The sequence below is a fragment of the Methylobacterium sp. BI1 genome, from assembly GCF_056680125.1.
This window is the reverse complement of the sequence record NZ_CM155267.1, coordinates 2,199,445-2,222,239: the sequence shown is the minus strand read 5'-3', so window position 1 is coordinate 2,222,239 and position 22,795 is coordinate 2,199,445. Positions and strand designations below refer to the sequence as shown.

Sequence of the window (22,795 nt, the reverse complement as noted above, 5' to 3'; positions counted from 1 at the left end):
CCCCGCGGTCGCCCGGTCCGTCACAGCCGGCGCAGCCAGAGCTCGAAATCCCGCGCCGCCATCGTGGTGCGCGCGTGCAGCAGCCGCCACTGGCCGTACTTGAAGAACTCGATGCCGGGCCGGCGCGAGGTCACCGCCCGGGTGATCCCCCAGAGGCCCCACATCAGGTCGTCTACCGCGCCGTAGAGGCGGCAGCGGGCGAGCAGGGCCTCGGTGCAGCGCCCGGCATAGATCTCGATGGCCTGCCGGCGCTCGGGCTCGAAGTCCGTGGCCTCGTTGAGGAGCGCGCCGACCTCGAACCAGGGATCGAAATCGCCCGCGAGGTCGAAATCCACCAGCCGGACGCCGTCCGGCGCGAGGCGATCCCCGTCGAAGCGCAGCATCAGGTTCGAGGCGGTACCGTCGTTGCGGCTGAACCGGCGGTCGAAGCCCGCCGCCGCGATCGCCGCGCGGATCAGGTCGGCCTCCGCCAGGAGCGCCGGGAGGTCGTCCGGCACCGGGGCGGCGCAGGCCCGGGCCTCCGCCGTGAGGGCGGCGATCCGCTCGAACGGGCAGAAGGCTTGGCCGAGGGGCTCCGCCCCGTGCAGCCGCCGCAGCGCGCCGAGCACCTGCGCCAGCGTGTCCGCCGCCTGCAGGTCGCCGACCCGGGCGTAGCGCCAGGGCTCGTGCAGGTCGGCCAGGACGACCACGCCCGCGCCCTCGGCCAGAAGGGCCGGCCCGAGGCCGAGGGCGCCGGCCCGACGGGTCGCCTCCGCCATGGTGGGCCGGATGTCGGCGGCCATGTCGGCGTGGCGCCGCTTGACGAAGACCGGATCGGCGCCGTCGCGCCGGACCCGGGCGCAGTCCGAGGCCACGGCCCGGTGGGTCGGCGAGGCGACCGGCGCCGCCGCCAGGGTGATCTGCGCCGCCTCCGCCTCCCAGCCCTGGAGGCCCGCGAGGGCGGCGGCGATGCGCGTCGCGAAGTCGGGTTCGGGGGGCTTCATCCTGTCGACTCCGGTTGCGCGGCCCGCACCGGGTCGCCGCCGTGGCGGCACAGGCGCCCGGCCGCCGCCCGCATCAGGGCCAGCCCCGCCGCGAGGTCGGCCGGGTCGGTGGCCTCGGCCTCGTTGTGGGCGATCCCGTCGATGCTCGGCACGAAGACGAGGCCGGTCGGGCAGATCCCGAGGAAGCTCAGGGCGTCGTGCCCCGCCACCGTGTCCATCCGCAGGGTGCCGAGCCCCTGCGCCTCGGCGCAGGTGGCCACGAGGTCGCAGACCGCCTCGGGCATCGCCCGGATCGGGCGCTCGCCCCGGCTGGTGATCGTCAGCCCGGCGCCGGCCCGGTCGGCGGCCCCGGCGAGGAGCCGGTCTGCCCGGCGTCCGGCCTCGGCCAGGATGGCGTCGTCGGCGGACCGGAGCTCCACCGAGATCGCGACGTGCGCCGCGACCACGTTGGCCGAATTCGGCGCGACCTGGACACGACCCACCGCGGTATACAACAGGCCTGGCCACGCGTCGGCGAGCGCCCGGATGTCCGCGATGGCATAGGCAGCGGCGAGCAGCGCGTCGCGGCGGCGCTCCATCCTACCCGGCCCCGTATGGGCCTGGATTCCGGTGAAGACCGCCTCGATCTTGGTCGCCCCCCAGTTGCGGGTGACGATGCCGATGGTCCGCCCGGCCTCCTCCAGCGCCGTGTCCTGCTCCACGTGGATCTCGAGGTAGCAGGCCGGACGCGGCGGCGCCGGGTCGCTGCCTGCCTGGCCGATCGCCTCCAGCGCCGCCCCCAGGCTGATGCCGTCGTCGTCGCGGCAGGCCAGCGCCTCCGCCACCGTGTGCCGGCCGAGATAGGTGCCGCTGCCGAGGAGGCTCGGCCGGAAGCGGGCGCCCTCCTCGTTGGTCCAGTTCACGGCGCAGAAATCGGCGCTGAAGCGCCCTCCGGCCCGCCGGGCCGCCATCAGGCCGGCACCCACCCGCAGGGCGGCGGCGACGCCGTAGGTGCCGTCGAGGCGGCCGGCGCGGCTCTGGCTGTCGAGGTGCGAGCCCATCATGACGAGGGGCGCATCCGCCTGATCCGACAGCGAAAACAGGCCGAACTGGTTGCCCACCGCGTCGACCCGCAGGGCGCCGCCGGCCGCCTGGACCACTTCCGCGAACACCGCGCGGGCGGCTCCGTCCGCCGGGCTGGCGCAGAGGCGGGTCACGCCGCCCCCGGGGGTGGCGCCGCAGGCGGAGAACCGGTCGAGCAGCTCCGCGAGGGCGTGCGCCTCGTCAGCCTCAGGTATGGATGGTCTCGATCTCATGCCGGGCGAACGCGTCCTGGAACGCCTCCGGCGGCGGCTTGTCCGTGACGATGCTCAGCTTCTCGCCGAGACCGAAGGTGCAGAGGTTGGCCTGCCGGCCGAACTTGCGGGAATCGGCGAGCAGGACGGCCCTGCGCGACTGCCCCCTCAGCGTCCGGCGCAGCACCGACTCGTGCTCCTCGTAATCCATCCAGCCGTGATCGAGATCGCAGGCGGCGATCCCCATGAAGGCGATGTCGAAGAAGTACCGCTGGGCGTAGGCCACCGTCTCGTAGCCCACCAGGGCGTTGTCGTTGCTCCGCAGGGTGCCGGGCGTCAGGTTGACCCGGGCCGGGCCGCCGCCGAGATGCAGGGCCACGTCCACCGAATTGGTGGTGATCGTGAGGTTGCGCCCGGTCAGCCGTCGCGCGAGGGCGAGCGTGGTGGTGCCCGTGTCGATGAAGATCGACATCCCGTCCAGCACCAGGGCCTCGGCCAGGATCGCCACGCGCCCCTTCTCGCGGGTGTTGAGCTTGCCACGCTCCTGCAGCGGACGCTCCTGGTCGAGGCGCGGCGGCACCGCGCCGCCGTGGATGCGCCGGAGCAGGCCGCGTTCCTCCAGCACCTTCAGATCGCGGCGGATGGTTTCCTCGGAGACCTTCAGGAAGAGAGCCACATCCGCGACGCCGACCCGGCCCGTCCCGTGGAGGCGGGACAGGATTTCCTGGTGGCGATGATCCGTCAGCATGCTCGATGGCCGTCCTACCGTTCACCCGATGATAACGGTGATCCATGGCCGCGGTCGCGCGGGAATGCGGGAGCGGCATGCGGTATCCCATGCTCGTTCGCGTCGTTATGCAACCGGAATGATGCATCGGATCTCGCATTGCGTCTTCGGCGGGTGTGCCCGGTCGGTCAAAAGCCACATGCACAGGCCGCCTCTCGAAACCCCGCCGCTCCGCCGGACCCCGGATCCGGGCGTTGTCCAAACGTCGCTCGGCGCATGCTTTTGCCGGACATCTGAGAGGCGTGTGCCAGGGAAACGTCCTACATGCCGACTACGCCGCGATCAACGAGGTGGGTCAATCGAAAAATTTGGGATTTGTGGCTTATGTGGTTTTCCTGCCCATCATCCGGTCCGTCTGCCGATTCCGCAGGCAGCACTGCCCGCAGGTTGCCCGCGCCCGGCTTTCAGCCGATCAGGTCCGGCGCGCGGCGGTGATGCGTCGCCTGCTCGTAGTCGTAGGCGAAGCCGAGGAGGTCGGCCTCGCTCCACATCCGGCCGACGAAGATCAGGTTGAACGGCGCACCCGAGGCATAGAACCCGGCCGGGACCGTCACGCCGGGCAGCCCGGCGATGTTGATCTCGCAGACCGTGGTCTCGTTGATCGCCCCGTCGCCGTGGAGGGGCGGAAGTTCGTTCCGCATCTGCGGAAAGACGAGGCCGTCGAGGCCGTTCGCGTCCATCACCGCGTCGAAGATCGCCAGGTAGGCCTCCCGCAGGGCGAGAAAGGCGGAGAGATCCGGGGGGGCGGTCGGATTGGCGAGGATCGGCGCGAAGGCCGGGATGCTGTGCAGGTAGCGCAGCACGCCGATGGGGCCGAAGGCGTCTTCGGCCGCGGTGGCCGTGGCGAAGGCCTCGACGCTGCGGATGGCGGCGCTCGGGCCGAGGCGCTGTAGATAGAGGTGCAGGTCGTAGGGCACCGATTCCATGCCGCGGGCATCGAAGTGGTTCAGGCCCGGCGTGGGGCGGCCCAGCGCAGCGAAGCCTGTTCCTGCGAAGGGATCGGCCACCAGCGTGGCGCCACGGGCGGCGATCTCGTCCTGCGCGCGGGCATAGAGCGCGCCGGCCTCCGGGGAGAGCGGCAGGTCGCGCCAGCCCGGTCCGAACAGGCCCAGGCGCTTGCCCGTCAGAGCCCCGGTGTCGAGGCGGGCGGTGTATCCGCCCGGCGGGCGCTTGCCGATGCCAGCCACGGTCTTCGGATCGGCGGGGGTGTAGCCCGCCAGCACGTCGAGGGTCAGTGCGGCGTCGCGCACGCAGCGGGCGATGGGGCCGACCACGTCGCGGGTGCTGCCGGCGAGCGGAACCACGCCGGCATTGGGGACCAGGGCGAAAGTCGGCTTGATGCCGACCAGCCCCTGCGCCGAGGCGGGATTCTGGATCGACCCGCCCGTCTCCTCGGCGAGGCCGAGCACCGCGAAGCTGGCACCGACGGCGGTCGCCGTCCCGGCGCTGCTGCCGCCCGGCAGGCTCTCGGGCGCCGCCGAATTCAGGGTCGGGCCGGCCCAGCTGTCGTTGGCATGGCTGCCGGTAGCGCTCAGCACCGGAACGTTGGTCTTGCCGAGCATGATGCAGCCGGCGGCGCGCATCCGCGCCACCACGGGCGAGTCGGTCTCCGGGATCAGGTCGACGCCGCCGGCCCGGGCGCTCAGGAAGTGCCAGCCGGCGGTGGTCGGCAGCCCGGCCATGTCCATCGGGTCCTTGATCACCACGGGCACGCCCGCGAGGGGCCCGAGGGCCTCGCCGGCCGCACGCCGTGCGTCGATGGCGCGGGCATCGGCCAGGGCATCCGGGTTCATGATGATGAGGGCGTTGTAGTGCGGATTATGCGCCGCGATGCGATCGAGGAAAGCCTGCGTCAGCGCCTCGGCGGTGACGCCGCGGGCAAAGGCATCGGCCGCATCGGCCAGGGTCATCTCCACCAGGTCGAAGGGGGCGGGTGTCGTGGCATCCATGCCGGAGGTCTCCTGACGGGAAAAGGGGTCTGGCCCTCAGGCCATGCCGACGAATTCATCGATCATCGCCCGGTCGCGGGCGACATCGGGCGGGACTTCGCGGGTGATGCGGCCCTTCTGGAGGATCAGCACCCGCTGCGAGAGCGATGCGATGAAGTTCAGGTTCTGCTCCACCAGCAGCACCGTGAGGCCCCGTTGCCGGCCGATCGCCTGCAGCGTCTCGATGATCTCCTCGATGATCGAGGGCTGGATGCCCTCGGTGGGCTCGTCGAGGAGGATGATGCGGGGTGCCCCGCAGAGGCAGCGGGCCAGGGCCAGCAGTTGCTGTTCGCCCCCCGAGAGGGCGCCGCCCGGCCGGTCGAGATAGGCCTTCAGGCGCGGGAACAGGGTGAGGATGTCGGCGATCACCGCCTCCTCCCTGTCGCGGGACAGGAGGCAGCCCATCCGCAGGTTTTCGTGGACGCTGAGCGCTGGAAAAATCTCGCGACCCTGCGGCACGTAGCCGATGCCGGCCCGGGCCCGGGCGGTCGGGGAGAGCCGGGTGATGTCGCGCCCGTCGAAGGTGATCGATCCGGCCGTGGCGGGCAGGTTGCCGGTGAGCGTCCGCAGCAGGGTCGACTTGCCCATGCCGTTATGGCCGAGGATGCCGACGAACGCGCCCTCGCCCACCTGCAGCGACACGCCGCCGAGGATCGGGATGCGGCCGTAGCCGGAATGCAGGTCGTCGACGATGAGGAGGGGGGCGGTCATGCGGCCTGCTTGCCCAGGTAGACGTCGCGGACGCGGGCGTCGGACAGCACCGTATCGACATCGCCCTCGATGAGGATGCGGCCCTGGTTGAACACCGTCACGGTCTTGGCGATCATCCGGATGAACGGCATGTCGTGCTCCACCACGATGACCGCATGCGTGCGGTTGATCTCGCGGATGAGAGCGGCGGTGCGCTCGACCTCCTCTTTCGTCATCCCGGCGGCGGGCTCGTCGAGGAGGATCAGGTCCGGCTCCTGGGCCAGGACCGTGGCGATCTCGACCCATTGGCGCTGGCCGTGGGCGAGCTGTCCCACGAGGCGGGTGGCGATCTCGGTGAGCTTGAGGCGGGTCAGCGTCTCCTCGACGATGGCGCGGGTGCGGGTGAGCGACTTCTTGCGGCCCGCCGCGACGAACACGTTCTCGCGCACAGAGAGGCCGTTGAAGACGTTGGGCACCTGCGTCTTGATGCCGACCCCGAGGCGGGCGATCTCATGCGGGTGCGCGGCCGTGATGTCGGTGTCGCGGAAGTGGATGCGCCCGGCGCTCGCCGTGAGCTGGCCGGTCAGCATCTTGAAGAAGGTGCTCTTTCCCGCGCCGTTCGGGCCGATGAGGCAGCGCAGTTCCACCTCGCCGAGGACGAAGTCGACCGCGTTGACGGCGGTGACGCCGCCGAAGCGCATGGTGGCGCCCCTGGCTTCGAGCAGGGGACGGAGGGGATTCGCCGCGGGGGACACGCTCATCGGCGCACCTCCCCGGCCAGCGCCGCGCCCGGGGCGGGCCCGAGGGGCTTGGCCCGCATCCGCCGGCCGCTCAGCGCCGCGCCGAGGCGCAGGACGAGGTTGCGGGCCACCGGCACCAGCCCCTGCGGGATCAGCAGCACGAAGGTGACGAGGATCGCGCCCAGCCCGAGATTGGAATCGATCACGCTCTGGGCGCCGGCCTCGATGGTCAGCCATTGGATCAGCACCGCGCCGAGGATCGGCCCCAGCAGGGTGCCGAGCCCGCCGACGAGGACGAAGATGATCACCTGGGCCGACATGGTGAGGCCGAACACCGTGGGGCTGATGAAGCCGCCCCAGTTGGCGAAGAGGCAGCCGGCGAGGCCCGCGATGCCGGCCGAGATCATGAAAGCCAGGAGCTTGTAGAGGCGCGGGTCGTAGCCGATGAGCTGGGCCCGGGTCTCGTTCTCGCGGATCGCCACGACCACGCGGCCGAAGCGGCTCGCCAGGATGGCGCGCAGGATCATGTAGACGACGACGAGGCTCCCCATCGCGGCGTACCAGATGCCCTCGGGATCGAGCTGGTTGCCGGCATCGCCCGGCAGGTTGAGGGCCGGGATGGCCGGGATGCCGTTGAAGCCGCCGAGCTCGGCCTCGCCGATCCGGTACTGGCTGCCCGAGGTGGTGTTCACGAGCTGGAACAGGATCACCGACACCGTCAGGGTGATGACCCCGATATAGGCGTCCGAGATCCGGCCGTAGAACATGAAGTAGCCGAGCAGCCCGGCGAACAGCATCGGCACCATGACGGCGAGGAGCACGGGCACGGTCGAGTCGCCCAGGTTCAGGACTCCGACGGCGTAGGCATAGCCGCCGAGGCCCAAGAAGGCGGCCTGCCCGAACGACATCACCCCGCCATAGCCCCAGATGAAGCCCTGGCTGAGGGCGAACATCGCCATGGCGGTGAAGCCCGTCATCTGCACGAGGCCGAAGGTGTCGAGGACGTGGGGGGCGCCGAACAGGATGACGAGGCCCGCGGCGACCATGGCGAGGAAGCTCAGGGCCGCCGGGCGGACCAGGGCTTGGAGCGGCGACGGGGGACGGGTCATAGGCTGCGCCTCAGGTAGCGGCCGGTGATGCCCTGGGGCAGCACGCGGATGAGCAGGACCGCGGCGACCAGGAGCGCCACGTCGCCGATGACGGGGGTGGTCTTGAACGAGACGAGCTCGTTGATGAAGCCGAACAGGGTGGAGGCGAGGCCCGTGCCGGTGAGGATCGCCGGGCCACCGCCCAGCACCGTGATGAAGGCGCGGGAGATGTAGGCTGCGCCCATGGCCGGCGAGATGCCCGAGATCGGCGCGAGGACTCCGCCGGCCAGACCCGCGAGGCCGGCGCCGAGGGCGAAGGTCGCCATGTAGATCCGGTCCGGCGAGACCCCGAGGGAGGCTGCCATGCGCGGGTTCTGCATCGTCGCCCGCAGGATGAGCCCGAACTTCGTCAGGCGCAGCAGCAGGTAGAGGCCGGCCAGGGCCGCGCAGGCCACCGCCACGATGACGAGGCTGTACAGGCTCGCGCCGTAGCGGCCGATCTCGAAGCTGCCCACGGGCGTCGACACGCCCCGCACGACGTTCCCGTAGATCGACGTGACGAGGCCGATGAGCCCGAGGCTGATGCCCCAGGTCGCCAGCATCGTGTCCATCATCCGCCCGTACAGGAAGCGGATCACGGTGCGCTCGAGGACGAGGCCGATCAGCCCGACCACCAGGGGCGGCAGCACCAGCATGGCGACCCAGATGTTCAGACCGGCATCGGAGGCGGCGACCGCCGTGTAGGCGCCGAGCATCATGAACTCGCCATGGGCGAGGTTGATGATCCGCATCATCCCGTAGATCACCCCGAGGCCCAGGGTGATCAGAGCGAGGGTGGCGATGCCCGCCAGGACGTTGAAGCCGAGCAGGCCGATGAGATCGGGCACCATGCTTTGCCTCAGCCCTTCAGGTCGGGGGTGAACTGCTTGTTGGTCTTCGGATTCTTCAGCAGGTCGCAGGCGCCCGCGGTGTCCGCCGGGAACTGGTCGGGGAAGCGCGCCAGGATCTCCCACTTCTTGTCCTTGGGTCGGGCCAGATAGGTGCTGCGGGTGGTGTGGTGGGTCGCCCCATCCATGGTCACCTTGCCGGTCGGCCCCTCGTAGGAGATGCCGGATTCCAGGGCGGCGATGACCTTGTCGCGGTCGAGGGAGCCGGCCTTCTTCACCCCTTCGGCCCAGAGCATGATGCCGTCGTAGGTGGCGGTGTCGAGTTCGCTGAGGTCGGTGACGTCGGCGCCGAACTTGGCCTGCATCCCCTTCACGAACTCGACGCTCCAGGCGTCGGGCAGGTCGTTGTACCAGCCGTAGCAGGTGACGATGCCGTTGGTGGTCGAGGCATCCATGGTGGTGAGCTCGTCGCCGAGCCCGAAGACCGAGGAGGCCACGGGGATCCGGCCCTTCATGCCGGCGGCGTCCCATTGGCGGTAGAAGCCCGAATGGTTGGCCCCAACCAGGGCCGAGAGCACGAGGTCGGGCTGGGCCTGCTGGATCCGGCTGATCGCCGAGGAGAAATTCGTCACGTCGAGAGGGAAGAAGTCGGTGCCGGCGACCGAGCCGCCGCCGTCCTTCATGAACTTCGTCATCCAACTCGCGGTGATGTGGCCGTAATTGTAGTCAGCCGCGATGATGTAGGCCTTCTTGCCCCAGGTCTTCAGCGCATAGTCGACGAGGTGGTTCACGGTCTGGGCCGGCGTCGTGCCGGTGCAGAACACGTTGCGGTCGCAGACGCCGCCCTCGTACTGGGTGTTGTAGAAGTACAGGGTCTTGGACCGGCCGAAGATCGGCCGGATCGCCTCGCGCGAGGCCGAGGTGATGCCGCCCTGGATGACGTCGACCTTTTCCTTGAGGGCGAGCTGCTGGGCGTACTGCGTGTAGAGCTGCATGCTCGACTGGGTGTCGTAGGCGATGATCTTGATCGGCCGGCCCAGGAGGCCGCCGGCCTTGTTGAGCAGCTCCACCGCGTATTCGGTGGTCTCGATCATCCGCTTGCCCTCGAGACCGAGGGCGCCGCTGCCGTCGAGAAGGCTCCCGAGCTTGATCGGTTCCTCGGCGGCGAAGCCGGAGCGTCCGAGGAAGGGCGTCGCGAGGGCGCCCGCCGCGGCGGCCGTTCCGAGCTTGAGCGCGCCGCGCCGGCTGATCGTCGGGTGTGTCATGCGTTCATGCTCCTCGGGATTGCCGGCGGGAGGCCGTGTCCGCCGCCGGACGCTGTCAGGGCCTCGCGAAACCCGACTTGGCAAAAGCAATGCCAACAAAACCCACAGATCGGTCATCGGCGCCGTTCGCCGGCGCGATTGCCGCCCGCTTGGTCAGATCGGGCAATCGAGCGCCACCCCGGGGAGCAGAAAGCCACAAATCGTGCAGCTCCAAACCCAGCAGGGCCGTGATCGGCCACCCTGTCGCTCGAGGGCCGCAAGAGCCGTACCGCCCGGGCCGTCCCGACCGTTGCCCGTTCGGGAGCGCGGCGTGCGCAAACCAGCACTCGCGCGGGCCGGACGCTCGGCCTAGCTTGGCCCGCCCTTTCAACCAGCCCCGAACCCGCCATGCCCGAATGCCTCGTCTTCCGCGTGCCGACCCGGCATCCCGCCGACGTCTCGGGGGTGATGGACCTCATCGCTTCGGGCGCCGTGGCGGCGGACGAGATCGTGGCGATCTTCGGCAAGACCGAGGGCAACGGCTGCGTTAACGATTTCACCCGCCAACTCGCCGTGACGGCGCTGGAGACCGCCCTCGCCGGCGCGATGGACTGCACGCCCGCGGCCGTCGGTGCGCGGGTCGCCCTGGTCATGTCGGGCGGCACCGAGGGCGGCCTCTCGCCCCACCTCCTCGTGCTGGCGCGCCGCGACGGTCCTGAAGCCGAGGGTGCGTCGGCGCTTGCGATCGGCACCGCCTTCACCGCCGCGTTTCGGCCCGAGGCGATCGGCCGGATGGCCCAGGTGCGGGCGACGGCGGCGGCGGTCGGCGAAGCCATGGCCCAGGCCGGGCTCGATACGCCGGAGGACGTCCACTTCGTGCAGGTGAAGTGCCCGCTCCTCACCAGCGCCCGCATCCAGGAGGCCGCAGAGCGCGGGGAAAGCGTGGCCACCCACGACACCTACGCCTCCATGGGCCTGTCGCGCGGCGCTTCGGCCCTGGGCATCGCCCTGGCCCTGGGCGAGGTCTCGGGCGAAGACCTCTCGGACGCGGCCATCGGCGCGCGGCGCGACCTCTATTCCGGGCGCGCCAGTGCGTCGGCCGGCATCGAGCTGATGCGCAACGAGGTCATCGTCCTCGGCAATGCCCGCGGCTGGTCCGGCCCCCTTGCCATCGCCCATCGCGTCATGCGCGACGGCATCGATTACGGCGCGATCCAGGGTGTCCTGGCGGATCTCGGTTTTTCCCCGTCGGGCCAGTTGGGGGCGTTAGAGGCGGAGCGCGTGGTCGCCCTCCTCGCCAAGGCCGAGCCCTCGCATGACGGGCTGATCCGGGGTCGGCGCCACATCATGAACGACGACAGCGACATCAACGCCACCCGGCACGCCCGCGCCCTCGTGGGCGGGGTCGCCGCCGCGGCGGTCGGCCGGACCGACCTCTTCGTTTCCGGCGGCGCCGAGCACCAGGGCCCGGACGGCGGCGGCCCGGTGGCGATCATCGCCCGCGTGAGGGACTGACCCGATGCCCGACTTCGACCTCGCCGTCCGGGGCGGAACCCTGGTCACCGCCACCGACACGTTCCGCGCCGATCTCGGCATCCGCGGCGGCCGTATCGCGGCGATCGGCGAGCGGATCGCGGATGCGGCCCGCACGATCGACGCCTCCGGCCTCCTCGTCCTGCCCGGCGGCATCGACAGCCACGTCCATATCGCCCAGGAATCCGGCCCCGGCATCGTCATGGCGGACGACTTCGCGTCCGCCACGCGCGCGGCGGCGGCGGGCGGCAACACCTGCGTGATGCCCTTCGCGCTCCAGCCCCGGGGCGCGTCGCTCCGCGCGGCGACCCATGCCTACCGGGCGCTGGCGGAGGGGCAGTGCCACATCGATGTCGCCATCCACCTCATCGTCTCGGACCCGACGCCGGCGGTGCTCGGCCAGGAGCTGCCGGCGTTGATCGCCGAGGGCTACACCTCGTTCAAGGTTTTCATGACCTACGACGACCTCGTCCTGAACGACCGACAGATCCTCGACGTGTTCGACCTGGCGCGGCGGGAGGGCGCGCGCGTCATGGTCCATGCGGAGGGCTACGACGCCATCCGGTACATGACCGAGCGGCTGGAGAAGGCCGGCGAGACCCGCCCCTTCGGCCATGCGCTGTCCCGGCCGCAGGTGGTCGAGCGCGAGGCGGCGCACCGGGCGATCAGCCACGCCGAGCTCGTCGACCTGCCCATCGTCATCGTTCACGTCTCGGGCGAGCAGGCCATGGAGCAGATCGCGTGGGGGCGGGAGCGCGGCTTGAAGATCCACGCCGAGACCTGCCCGCAATACCTGACCCTGACCGCCGACCACATGAAGGGGCTCGGCTCCGACGACCCCATGGCCGGGGCGAAGTACGTGTGCTCGCCGCCGCCGCGCGAGGCCTCCAACCAAGCCGCGATCTGGCGTGGGATCCAGGCCGGCCTGTTCGACGTGGTCTCCTCCGACCATTGCCCGTTCCGCTACGACGATCCCGCCGGCAAGCTGAACTCGAAGGGCCGAACCTCCTTCCGCTGGGTGCCCAACGGCATTCCGGGCATCGAGACCCGCCTGCCCATCCTGTTCTCTGAAGGGGTCTCGGCGGGGCGCATTTCCCTAAACCGCTTCGTTGAGCTCACCGCCACCAACCACGCCAAGCTCTACGGGCTCTACCCGCGCAAGGGCTCGATCGGGATCGGCTTCGACGCCGACCTGACGCTGTGGGATCCGAACCGCCGCGAGACGATTCGGCAGGCCAACCTCCACCACGGGGCAGACTACACGCCCTGGGAGGGGTTCGCCGTGACGGGCTGGCCGGTGATGACCCTCGCGCGGGGCGCGGTCGTCGCCGAGGATGGGCGGGTGACGGGCACGTCGGGGCGGGGGCAGGTCCTCGACCGGACGGTGACACCGGGTCCGCCGCTCTGAGCGGCCGCCACGGCCGGGGGCGCATTCGGACGCGAAATGGGGATCGTGTGGCCCGTCCCTTGCTGGGGATGGGGCGGGGAGACAACGCATGGACGTCGAGCTGATCCGCCTGACCAAGCGCTACGGCCATACGACCGCCGTGGACGGCATCGACCTGAAGGTCCGCTCAGGCGCCTATTGCTGCCTACTCGGCCCCTCGGGTTGCGGCAAGACCACGACCCTGCGGATGATCGGCGGCCACGAGACGGTGTCCGGCGGCGACGTGGTCATCGGCCCGCGCTCCGTGGGCGATGCCACGCCGGCCGAGCGCGGCACGGCGATGATGTTCCAGAGCTACGCCCTGTTCCCCCACCTGAATTGCCGTGACAACGTCGCCTTCAGCCTGAAGATGCGGGGCATCGCTAAGGCCGAGCGCCGCGCCAAGGCGCTGGCCATGCTCGACCTCGTGCAGATGGCTCATCTGGCCGAGCGCTTGCCGGCGCAACTCTCCGGTGGCCAGCAACAGCGCGTGGCGCTCGCCCGCGCGCTGGTCACCGGACCCAAGGTCCTGCTCCTCGACGAGCCGCTCTCGGCCCTCGATCCGTTCCTGCGGGTGCGGATGCGGACCGAACTCAAGCGGCTCCAGGCCGAGCTCGGCATCACTTTCATCCACGTCACTCACAGCCAGGAGGAGGCGATGGCGCTTTCCGACCTCGTGGTGGTGATGAATGGCGGACGCATCGAGCAGGCGGCCGACCCCCGCACGGTGTTCGAACGCCCGGCCACCGCCTTCGTCGCCCGCTTCATCGGCGGCCACAACATCATCCGCCTGCCCGACGCGACCGAGGTCGCCGTGCGCTCCGACCGGATGCGCCTCGGTGCGCAGGCCGGCCCGGGGGCGGTGCCGGCCCGCGTCGTCTCGGTGGAGTACCAGGGCACCAGCGTGCATGTGGGCTTCGAGGCGGACGGCCTCGGCGGCGCGCCCGCCACCGCCCTCACGGCCGTGATCGACGATCGCGCCTATGCGGGCCAGCCCCTCGCCCTGGGCGAGACCGTGCCGCTGGGCTGGGATGCCGACGCCGCCCATCGTTTGAGCACCCGCGCCTGAGCGCCTGACCCGACTTCGTTTCCTCAGAGGAATCTGCATGACGACCACGATCAAGCTGAGCCGCCGCACCCTGCTGCAGGGCGCGGGTGCCACCGGACTGGCGCTCGGCGCCGGCCCGATCACTGGCTTTCCCAACGTGATCGCCGCCGAGCCCGTGACCCTGCGCTACCTCGGCACCGCCGTGAACCAGTCCGGCGACATCGCCCGCAAGGTAAAGGAGGATCTCGGGATCACGATCGAGTACATCCCCGTTGTCACCGACGAGGTGACGAAGCGCGTGGTGACGCAGCCGAACTCCTTCGACCTCCTCGACACCGAGTTCTTCAGCCTGAAGAAGCTCATCCCGTCGGGCAACATCCAGGGCATGGACGCCCGGCGGATCAAGCAAGCCGACAACATCACTCCGGTCTTCACCAAGGGCGAGGTCGGCGGCAAAAAGATCGGCGACCAGGGCACGGCGCCCAAGAAGGTGTTCTACCTCGAAGGGCAGAATTCGAAGACCTTCGCGGGCTCGCCCACCGAGTGGATCACCCTGATCCCGACCACCTACAACGCCGACACGCTCGGCATCCGCCCGGACCTGATCAAGCGCCCGATCTCGAGCTGGAAGGAACTCCTGAACCCCGAGTTCAAGGGCAAGGCCTCGATCCTCAACATCCCCTCCATCGGCATCATGGACGCTGCCATGGTGATCGAGGCCACGGGCGACTACACCTATCCCGACAAGGGCAACATGACGAAGGCCGAGATCGATCGCACCATCAAGGTGCTGATCGAGGCCAAGCGCGCCGGCCAGTTCCGTGCCTTCTGGCAGGACTTCAACGAGTCCGTGAACCTGATGGCGTCGGGCGAGACCGTGATCCAGTCGATGTGGTCCCCCGCCGTCACCAAGGTCCGCAGCCAGGGCGTCGCCTGCACCTACCAGCCGCTCAAGGAGGGCTACCGCGCCTGGGCCACCGGCTTCGGCCTGCCCAAGACCCTGACCGGCCGCAAGCTCGACGCGGCCTACGACTTCATCAACTGGTTCCTCTCCGGCTGGGCCGGCGCCTACCTCAACCGGCAGGGCTACTACTCGGCCGTGCTGGAGACTGCCAAGGCGCATATGGAGCCGTACGAGTGGGCCTACTGGATGGAGGGCAAGCCCGCCGAGAAGGACATCAAGGGGCCGGACGGCAGCGTGCTGGAGAAGGCCGGCGCCACCCGCGACGGCGGCTCCTTCGAGACCCGCATGGGCAGCGTCGCCTGCTGGAACGCCGTGATGGACGAGAACACCTACATGGTCCGCAAGTGGAACGAGTTCATCGCCGCGTGAGCCTTGACGCAACACAACCCTCCCCCGCAGAGGGGGGAGGGTTCGGCGTCTTACGAGCGTAGAGCCATGACCGAAATCGCCCTTCCCGCCATCGCGGACGCGCCGCCCGTCGAGGCGCCCACGGCCAGCCTCACGGCCAAGACCCGGCGCCGACGCGCGCTGGCCTATCTCCAGGCCGCCCCGATGGCGCTGGTGTTCCTCGTGTTCTTCGTGGTGCCACTGGCGCTGACCTTGATCGTCAGCTTCTGGGAGTACAACGAGTACGAGATCATCCCGTCCTTCACGGTGCAGAACTACATCGACGTGTTCGAGGGCTGCCTCAACACGGCGGATGCCTGCACCACCGTGCGGACCTACCTCTCGACCCTGAAGTTCTGCGCGCTGACCTGGGCCTGCACCCTCGGGATCGGCTTCACGGTGGCCTACTTCGTCGCCTTCCACGTCCGCTCGCGCACGATGCAGATGGCGCTGTTCCTCGTCTGCACCATCCCGTTCTGGACCTCGAACGTGATCCGGATGATCTCCTGGATCCCGCTGCTCGGCCGCAACGGCCTCGTCAACGACACGCTGATGGGGATGGGGATCATCAAGGCGCCGATCGAGGGCCTGCTCTACTCAGACTTCTCGGTGGTGCTCGCCTTCGTGCACCTCAACACCGTGTTCATGATCGTGCCGATCTTCAACAGCATGGCGCGCATCGATCGCTCGCTGATCGAGGCGGCCTATGATTCCGGCGCCACCGGCTGGCAGACCCTGTGGAACGTGGTGGTGCCCCTGGCCAAGCCCGGCATCGCCATTGGGTCGATCTTCGTGGTGACCCTGGTGATGGGCGACTTCGTCACCGTCGGCGTCATGGGCGGCCAGCAGATCGCCTCGGTCGGCAAGGTCATCCAGGTCCAGATGTCGGCCCTGCAACTGCCGGCGGCCGCGGCCAACGCCGTGGTGCTGCTGGGCGCCGTGATGCTGATGATCGTGGCCATGACCCGGCTCATCGACCTGCGGAAGGAACTCTAGACGTGAGCGACCGTCCCCGCTCCCCGGCCTTCTATGCCCTGGCGGCGTTCTTCGCGCTCTTCGTCGCCTTCCTGTACGGGCCGACGCTGACGATCCTCGTCCTGAGCTTCCAGGGTCCGCAGGGCGGCCTCACCTTCCCGATGAACGGTGTCTCGACGCACTGGTTCGGCAAGCTCTGGGCCGGCCTCGGCATCGTCGACATCTGGGGCGCCCTCTGGCGCTCCCTGCGCCTCGGCCTCGTGGTGATGGGGCTCACCGTCGTCGTCGCGTTCTTCGCAGGGTTGGCCTTCCGCAAGCGCTTCCGCGGCGAAGGCGCGCTGTTCACGGTCGCGGTGGCGAGCCTGATCGTGCCCTCGATCGTGGTCTCACTCGGGATCGGGTTGGAATTCCGGCTTCTCGACGAGGCGGTGAAATGGGCCGCGGCCGAGACCGGCTGGGGCTGGCTGCAGGACCACGGCACCCTGATGGGGCTCTACACCTCAGCGTTGGGGGCCCACCTGACCTGGACCCTGCCCTTCGGCCTCCTCATCATGTTCGCGGTCTTCAACCGGTTCGACCCGGCCTACGAGGAAGCCGCCCGCGACCTCGGCGCCACCGGGGCCCAGACCCTGCGGCACGTGGTGGTGCCGATTCTCGGCCCCTCCCTCGTCGGCGTCGCGCTGTTCGGCTTCACCCTGTCCTTCGATGAACTTGCCCGCACCAGCCAGGCCATCGGCGGCCGCAACACCCTGCCGCTGGAGCTGCAGGGTCTGACCACCACCGTCACCACGCCGGAGATCTACGCGCTCGGCACCCTGACCACCGGCATGTCCCTCGCGGTGATCGGGCTGGCGCTAGGGGCGAGCCTGTACCTGCAGCGGCGCAAGGCGAAGGCGGGCTTGCGGCTGGGCTGAACCGCGCCGTCGCGTTCCGTCTTCCGGTTGCGGGAGAAAGTAGCCCGCGAATGCGGGTCGGATACGGGGGCGCCATGTCCCGAGAGGGCGCCCCTGCTCCCGCCTCGTTTCGCGAGGCACCCTTCCCGGCAGCTGGCGAAGGTTCTAAGTCCTCACACCATCGCCTTCGCCATCACCGCTGCCCGGTCCCCCTGGAACGCCGCATGTGCGGCTTCCGTGCGCCAGCAGGCGGCCCGGTGGCCCGTCTGCACGTCCACGGAGGGCGGGGCTTCGACCCGGCACTGCTCCTCGGCGAGGAAGCAGCGCGGGGCGAAGGGGCAGCCCGGCGGGCGGTTGGCGAGATCGGGCGGGCTGCCGGGAATCGTCTTCAGGCGGGTGCCCTTCGCGAGCGCCCCGTCGGCGCGGCTGCGCAGGAGGCCGATCGTGTAGGGATGGTGCGGGTCGAGCACCACGTCGCGGGCGGAGCCCTCCTCGACGATGCGGCCGGCATACATCACCGCGATCCGGTCGGCGACCTCCACGGCGGCGCCGAGGTCGTGGGTGACGAAGATCGTCGAGAGGCCGAGCTCCGCCTGCAATTCGCGCAGGAGCAGGAGGATCTGGATCTGCACGGTGGCGTCGAGCGCCGTGGTCGGCTCGTCGGCGAGCAGCACCTGCGGCCGGCAGGCCAGCGCCAGGGCGATCATCGCGCGCTGGCGCATGCCCCCCGACATCTCGTGCGGATAGGCGTCGAGGCGCCTTTCCGGGCTCGGGATCCGGACCCGCTCGAACAGGGCCAGGGCGCGCTGGCGGGCCGCCGCGGTGCTGATCCGCTCATGCTGGCGGATCGCCTCGATGATCTGCTGGCCCACGGTGTAGACGGGATCGAGGGCGAGCAGCGGCTCCTGGAAGATCATCGCCACGGCCCGGCCGCGCAGGGCCCGCAGAGCTTTCGCCGACATCGCCATCACGTCCGCGCCGCCGACCCGGATCGTGCCGCCGATCCGGGTCCGGCGCTCCGGGTTCAAGCGCATGATCGCCCGCAGGGTGACGCTCTTGCCGGAGCCGGACTCGCCGATCAGCGCCACGGCCTGGCCGCGCTCCAGGGTGAGGTCGACCCCGTCGACGGCCTCGACCACGCCGCCGAAGACCACTGTCAGGCCGCGGATCGCGACCGCCGGTTCGGGTGCGGACACGCTCATGCGGCCACCGTCAGGCTGGGCGACAGGAAATGGCCCGAGCCGGGCTGGCGGGCGAGGCAGGCGACCCGGTGGCGCGGATCGAGGGCGTCCAGCGGCGGGACCGTGTCGCGGCAGACCGCGTCGGCGAGGGTGCAGCGGGGATGGAAGCGGCAGCCGGCGGGCGGGTTGATCGGGTTCGGCGGGTCGCCGGCCAGGGGCGCCACCTGCGTGCGCGCATCCGGGTCCATGGAAGGCATCGAGGACAGGAGCGCCGCCGTGTAGGGATGGGACGGGGCGGCCAGCACCGTGTCGGCGGGGCCGATCTCCACCACTTGGCCGAGATACATCACCGCCACCCGGTCGCAGATGAAGCGCACCACGTTAAGGTCGTGGCTGATGAACAAGTAGGTGAGGTTGAACTCCTGCTTGAGGTCCATCAGCAGGTTCAGCACCTGCGCCTCCACCGACTTGTCGAGGGCCGAGACCGCCTCGTCCAGCACCACGAGGCGCGGTTCGAGGGCGAGCGCCCGGGCGATGTTCACCCGCTGGCGCTGGCCGCCGGAGAGCTCGTGCGGGTAGCGCGCGGCGAAGCGTGCCGGCTCCAGCCCCACCCGGGCGAGCAGGCTGCGGGCCCGCTCGATGGCCTGGCGCTTCGGAATCCCGTGCACCTGCGGGCCGAAGGCGATGGAGCCCTCGATGGTCATGCGCGGGTTGAGGGAGGAGTAGCTGTCCTGGAACACCATCTGGGCCTGGGCCCGGAAGTCGCGCAGGGGCAGAGCCCGGCTGCCGATGCGCTCGCCGTCGAACAGCAGCTCGCCGGAATCGTGGCGGATCAGGCCCATGATCAATCGGGCGGTGGTGGACTTGCCGCAACCGGACTCGCCGACGACGCCGAGGGTTTCGCCCTTCAGGATCTCGAAATCGACGCCGTCCACCGCCCGTACCACCGCCTTGGCGCCGCCGAAGCCCTTCTTGACGGGGAAGTGCTTCACCAGGCGGTCGACGGTGAGGAGCGGCTGGGCCGGGCCGCCCCGGTCGCGGGCGATCGGCACGGTGGCGAGGCCGATGGGCGTGCTCATGCCTTCACCTCCATGGCGGACCGCAGGCCGTCGGAGAACAGGTTGAACGAGATCGAAACGATGAAGATGGCGAGCCCCGGCAGGGCCGCGACCATCGGATTCACGTAGATCGCCGTGCGCAGGGTGTTCAGCATCAGGCCCCATTCCGGCTCCGGCGGCTTCACGCCGAGACCGAGGAAGGACAGGCCCGAGGCGAGGATCATCGACACGCTGATGAGGCTGGTGGCGTAGACGAAGATCGGCCCGAGGACGTTGCCGAGAACCTGCACCCGCAGGATCGTCAGGGTCGAGGCGCCCGAGAGCCGGGCCGCGTCGACGTAGTCGCGGGCCCGGATCTGGGTGGTCACGCTCTCGGCCACGCGGGCGATCTGGGGCACGAACACGCAGGTCAGCGACACGATCGAGTTGAAGATGCCCGCGCCGAGGGCGCCCGAGAGCGCGATGGCGAGCAGCACCGAGGGGAAGGCGAAGAACACGTCCACCGTGCGCATCAGCACGGTGTTGACCCAGCCGCCCACGTAGCCGGCCAGGATGCCGATGCCGGACCCGATGACGAAGGCGAGGATGACGGGGGTGACCCCGATGAACAGGGACAGGCGCCCGCCCATCATCAGGCGGCTCAGCATGTCGCGGCCGAGCTCGTCCGACCCCAAAATGTAGGTCGCGTCGCCGATGGGCTTCAGGCGTCGCAGCATCGAGCCGCGATACGGGTCCATCGGGGTGATCCAGGGCGAGAGCAGCGCCACCGCTACGATGGCGAGGATGATGCAGGCGGCGGCCATCGCGACGGGATCGCGCAGGAGCTTGCGGCCGACCTGCCCCCAGAACCCCCGCGAGGGCACGAAGGCGTCGGGCGCCGCCGGGGCGGGAGCGGCCCCACCAGCGATGTCGAGGATCGGCGCGGCGGACTGGGTCGCGAGTGCCATCAGCCCCTCTCGATGCGCGGGTCGAGCGCCGTCTGGACGACGTCGACGATGAGGTTGAGGGCGACGAAGAACATCGCCAGGACGAGGATCGAGCCCTGCAGCAGGGGCAGGTCGCGCTGGAAGATCGCGGCGTTGAGGAGGAAGCCGGTGCCCGGCCAGGCGAACACCGTCTCGATCAGGATCGAGCCGCCCAGCAGGTAGCCGAGCTGCAGGCCCATGATAGCGAGCGCCGTCGGGGCGGCGTTCTTGACCACGTGCTTGAACACGCCGAACTCGCTCAGGCCCTTGGCCCGCAGGGCGCCGACGAAGTCCTGGGCGAGGATATCGCCCACCAGCGCCCGGATCGTGCGGGCGATGACCCCCATGGGAATCACCGACATCGTGAGGGCCGGCAGGATGATGTAGCGCAGGTGGTCGAAGTCGGGCCGCCAGTTGCCCGAGCCGTCGGGTCCGGCCCCGGTCGGCGGCAGCCAGCCGAGCTGCGCCGAGAACACGATGACCAGCACCATGCCGAGCCAGTAATGCGGCACGCTCACCCCGAAGACCGAGACCGCCGAGGCGAGGCGGTCCAGGATCGAGTTGCGGAAGTAGCCCGCCACGAAGCCGAACAGGCAGCCGAAGGTGAAGCCGATCAGCGTCGCGACGAAGGCCAGGATCAGGCTGTTCACCACCGCCCGCCCGACCTCCTGCACGACGGGGCGGCCGGTGGCGATGGAGATGCCGAGATCGCCCTGGAGCACGTGCCAGAGCCAGATCACGTACTGGACGGGCAGTGGCTTGTCGTAGCCGTAGGCCGCCCGCATGGCGTCGATGGTCTCCTGCGTGGCGTCCACCGGAAGCACAGCGCTCAGGGGGTCGCCGGGGGCGAGGTGGACCAGCATGAAGCAGACGACGCTCACGCCGAGCGCCACCGGCGTCACGGTCAGCAACCGCTGCAGGATGAACTTCAGCATGGCGCGGACCGCCGGAGGCACCCTCCCCCCTCTGCGGGGGAGGGTGGTCGCGGAGCGCCCGAGAGAGGGGTCGGCTCAGGGCTATTCGGAGAAGACAGTGCTCTCCTCTCCCGACCCACTCCGTGGGCCACCCTCCCCCGCAGAGGAGGGAGGGTTCCGTCCTGCGCGCAGCCCGTTATCACCCGTCGCATCACTTGCCCATCGAGATCGGCGAGAAGTCCTGGAACCAGTTCTGCGCCTGCACGAAGCCCTTCACCTTCGGGCTCATGGCGCGCGGGTTGGTGTCGTGGGCCACCATCAGGAACAGGGCGTCGTTGACGTACTTCTCGTGGACCTTCTCCAGGACCTTGGTCTGCTCGGCCGGGTCGAAGGTGGTGCGGACCTGATCGAAGAGCTTGTCCATCTCGGGGTCGCAGTAATTGCCCCAGTTGGTGCCGTTGGGGGCCGCGAGGTTGCACTGGAGGTGGCGGATGAAGCCCGTGAAGGGGTCCTGGATGAAGTAGGAGAAGTTCATCCCCGTCGCCTTGCGCGACATGTCGGACTTGGCGCCCGCGCGCCACAGGTTGATGAGCGTGTTCCACTCGACCACCTCGAACTCGACCTTGATGCCGACATCCGCGAGGTTCTGCTGGATGAACTCGTTCATCGGCAGGGGCTGCATCTGGCCCGAGCCCGACGGCGCGATCAGGATCTTGGTGACGATGGGCTTGTTCGGGCCGTAGCCGGCCTCGGCCAGGAGCTTCTTGGCGGCCTCGGGGTCGTAGGTCGGCTTGAAGGTCGGGTGGCCGAACCAGGCCGAGCCCGGCGGCATGAAGCCCTGGGCCGGGATCATCAGACCGTTAAGCAGCTCCTTCATGCCCTCGCGGTCCACCGCGAGGTTGGCCGCCTTGCGCACGCGGATGTCGTTCCACGGCGAGCCCTCGACGCGGGAGAGGTGCCAGGTCCAGTTGTGCGGGTAGGCATTGGTGACGATTCCGAAGCCGGCGGCCTTTAGCGAGGCGACGGCATCGGGCGGGGGCGCCTCGATCCAGTCCACTTGGCCCGAACGCAGGGCCGCCACGCGGGCATTGGCCTCGGGCAGCGGCACGAGCACGAGCTTGTCGAGCTTCGGCACCCGGGCCTTGTCCCAGTACTCCTTGTTCGGCACCATCTCGGCGCGCTCGCGCGGAGCGAACAGGGTGAGCTTCCACGGGCCGGTGCCGGCCGGCGTCTTGGCGAAGGCGTCCCAGCTCTTGCCGACCTTCTCCCACTGGGCCGGCGACGAGATCATGATCCAGGCGATCTGGTAGGGCAGCGTCGCGTCGGGGTTCTTGGTGACGACTTCCAGGGTGTTCGGGTCGATGGCGCGGTAGCTCGCCACCGCCGGGATCCGCGAACGTCCCTGGGCCGACTGGCGCGGGTCGAATTGCGGCGCGTCGGTCTTCAGGAGCTTGTCGAGGTTCCACACCACCGACTCGGCCGTGAAGGGCGAGCCGTCATGGAAGGTCACGCCCTCGCGCAGCTTGAAGGTCCACTTGGTGTTGTCGGCGGGATCGACGGCCCAGCTCGTGGCCAGGCCCGGCACCAGCACGGAGGGCTTGGTGGCGGAGGAGAGGTCCCAATTGATGAGCCCGTCATAGACGGTGTAGCCCGTGAACCGCATGCCCTCGCCGCCATTGTCGGCCTGGCCCGTGGTGAGCGGGATGTCGGAGGCCGTCATGCCGATCTTGAGGACGCCCTGCGCGAAGGCCGGGGGCATCAGCACTCCGG

General features: G+C 69.8%; 20 protein-coding genes. 6 read left to right on the top strand and 14 right to left on the bottom strand.

The features are described from left to right. Window positions 1-20: 20 nt before the first annotated feature. The 9 genes from AC1MGR_RS10315 to AC1MGR_RS10275 all read right to left on the bottom strand — a co-directional run bounded on the left by AC1MGR_RS10315 (window position 21) and on the right by AC1MGR_RS10275 (window position 9,702). Window positions 21-983, bottom strand: coding sequence for a phosphotransferase family protein (locus AC1MGR_RS10315; RefSeq protein ID WP_480234528.1), 963 nt, complete (start codon window positions 981-983; stop codon window positions 21-23). After that, the gene (locus AC1MGR_RS10310; RefSeq protein ID WP_480234527.1) at window positions 980-2,278 is read right to left on the bottom strand and encodes an allantoate amidohydrolase; all 1,299 of its coding nucleotides are present in this window, start codon (window positions 2,276-2,278) and stop codon (window positions 980-982) included. Before AC1MGR_RS10310 ends, AC1MGR_RS10315 begins: the two co-directional genes overlap by 4 nt. Further along, complete coding sequence (locus AC1MGR_RS10305; protein ID WP_480234526.1) at window positions 2,253-3,005, bottom strand: DeoR/GlpR family DNA-binding transcription regulator; 753 nt, start codon at window positions 3,003-3,005, stop codon at window positions 2,253-2,255. The genes AC1MGR_RS10310 and AC1MGR_RS10305 overlap by 26 nt, the downstream gene beginning before the upstream one ends. 443 nt (window positions 3,006-3,448) lie before the next feature. Then, on the bottom strand, window positions 3,449-4,993 hold the full coding sequence (locus tag AC1MGR_RS10300) for an amidase (protein ID WP_480234525.1): 1,545 nt from the start codon (window positions 4,991-4,993) through the stop codon (window positions 3,449-3,451). Between the two features lie 36 nt (window positions 4,994-5,029). After that, window positions 5,030-5,743, bottom strand: a complete 714-nt coding sequence (locus tag AC1MGR_RS10295; protein WP_108038092.1) for a branched-chain amino acid ABC transporter ATP-binding protein — start codon at window positions 5,741-5,743, stop codon at window positions 5,030-5,032. Then, complete coding sequence (locus AC1MGR_RS10290; RefSeq protein WP_480234524.1) at window positions 5,740-6,483, bottom strand: ATP-binding cassette domain-containing protein; 744 nt, start codon at window positions 6,481-6,483, stop codon at window positions 5,740-5,742. The genes AC1MGR_RS10295 and AC1MGR_RS10290 overlap by 4 nt, the downstream gene beginning before the upstream one ends. Continuing rightward, window positions 6,480-7,571 (bottom strand): ABC transporter permease subunit, encoded by a 1,092-nt coding sequence (locus tag AC1MGR_RS10285; protein WP_480234523.1) that lies wholly within the window; start codon window positions 7,569-7,571, stop codon window positions 6,480-6,482. Before AC1MGR_RS10285 ends, AC1MGR_RS10290 begins: the two co-directional genes overlap by 4 nt. Continuing rightward, window positions 7,568-8,440, bottom strand: coding sequence for an ABC transporter permease subunit (locus tag AC1MGR_RS10280; protein ID WP_480234522.1), 873 nt, complete (start codon window positions 8,438-8,440; stop codon window positions 7,568-7,570). Before AC1MGR_RS10280 ends, AC1MGR_RS10285 begins: the two co-directional genes overlap by 4 nt. 8 nt (window positions 8,441-8,448) lie before the next feature. Further along, window positions 8,449-9,702, bottom strand: a complete 1,254-nt coding sequence (locus tag AC1MGR_RS10275; RefSeq protein ID WP_480234521.1) for an urea ABC transporter substrate-binding protein — start codon at window positions 9,700-9,702, stop codon at window positions 8,449-8,451. A gap of 387 nt (window positions 9,703-10,089) precedes the next feature. Here AC1MGR_RS10275 and atzD point away from each other — a divergent pair, with 387 nt between their 5' ends. The 6 genes from atzD to AC1MGR_RS10245 all read left to right on the top strand — a co-directional run bounded on the left by atzD (window position 10,090) and on the right by AC1MGR_RS10245 (window position 16,928). After that, window positions 10,090-11,196, top strand: coding sequence for a cyanuric acid amidohydrolase (gene atzD / locus AC1MGR_RS10270; protein ID WP_480234520.1), 1,107 nt, complete (start codon window positions 10,090-10,092; stop codon window positions 11,194-11,196). A gap of 4 nt (window positions 11,197-11,200) precedes the next feature. After that, entirely contained in the window at window positions 11,201-12,622 is a 1,422-nt protein-coding gene (hydA, locus tag AC1MGR_RS10265; protein WP_480234519.1) for a dihydropyrimidinase, read from the top strand. Between the two features lie 88 nt (window positions 12,623-12,710). Next, on the top strand, window positions 12,711-13,709 hold the full coding sequence (locus AC1MGR_RS10260; protein WP_480234518.1) for an ABC transporter ATP-binding protein: 999 nt from the start codon (window positions 12,711-12,713) through the stop codon (window positions 13,707-13,709). Window positions 13,710-13,746: 37 nt separating this feature from the next. Next, window positions 13,747-15,021 (top strand): ABC transporter substrate-binding protein, encoded by a 1,275-nt coding sequence (locus AC1MGR_RS10255; protein WP_480234517.1) that lies wholly within the window; start codon window positions 13,747-13,749, stop codon window positions 15,019-15,021. A gap of 66 nt (window positions 15,022-15,087) precedes the next feature. Next, window positions 15,088-16,035, top strand: coding sequence for an ABC transporter permease (locus tag AC1MGR_RS10250; protein ID WP_108038076.1), 948 nt, complete (start codon window positions 15,088-15,090; stop codon window positions 16,033-16,035). A 2-nt stretch (window positions 16,036-16,037) separates the two neighbouring features. After that, entirely contained in the window at window positions 16,038-16,928 is an 891-nt protein-coding gene (locus tag AC1MGR_RS10245) for an ABC transporter permease (RefSeq protein WP_480234516.1), read from the top strand. A gap of 152 nt (window positions 16,929-17,080) precedes the next feature. On the opposite strand, the gene AC1MGR_RS10240 is transcribed toward AC1MGR_RS10245, so the two are convergent. The 5 genes from AC1MGR_RS10240 to AC1MGR_RS10220 form a co-directional block, all read right to left on the bottom strand. Then, a complete protein-coding gene (locus AC1MGR_RS10240) occupies window positions 17,081-18,109 on the bottom strand; it encodes an ABC transporter ATP-binding protein (RefSeq protein ID WP_480234515.1) in 1,029 nt (342 codons plus the stop codon). Then, entirely contained in the window at window positions 18,106-19,167 is a 1,062-nt protein-coding gene (locus tag AC1MGR_RS10235; protein WP_480234514.1) for an ABC transporter ATP-binding protein, read from the bottom strand. Before AC1MGR_RS10235 ends, AC1MGR_RS10240 begins: the two co-directional genes overlap by 4 nt. Beyond that, a complete protein-coding gene (locus tag AC1MGR_RS10230; RefSeq protein WP_480234513.1) occupies window positions 19,164-20,093 on the bottom strand; it encodes an ABC transporter permease in 930 nt (309 codons plus the stop codon). Before AC1MGR_RS10230 ends, AC1MGR_RS10235 begins: the two co-directional genes overlap by 4 nt. Next, window positions 20,093-21,046 carry an ABC transporter permease gene (locus tag AC1MGR_RS10225; protein ID WP_480234512.1) on the bottom strand — a complete coding sequence of 318 codons (954 nt, stop codon included), beginning with the start codon at window positions 21,044-21,046 and terminating at the stop codon, window positions 20,093-20,095. The genes AC1MGR_RS10230 and AC1MGR_RS10225 overlap by 1 nt, the downstream gene beginning before the upstream one ends. Before the next feature lie 190 nt (window positions 21,047-21,236). Beyond that, the gene (locus AC1MGR_RS10220; RefSeq protein WP_480234765.1) at window positions 21,237-22,784 is read right to left on the bottom strand and encodes an ABC transporter substrate-binding protein; all 1,548 of its coding nucleotides are present in this window, start codon (window positions 22,782-22,784) and stop codon (window positions 21,237-21,239) included. Between the last annotated feature and the right edge of the window lie 11 nt (window positions 22,785-22,795).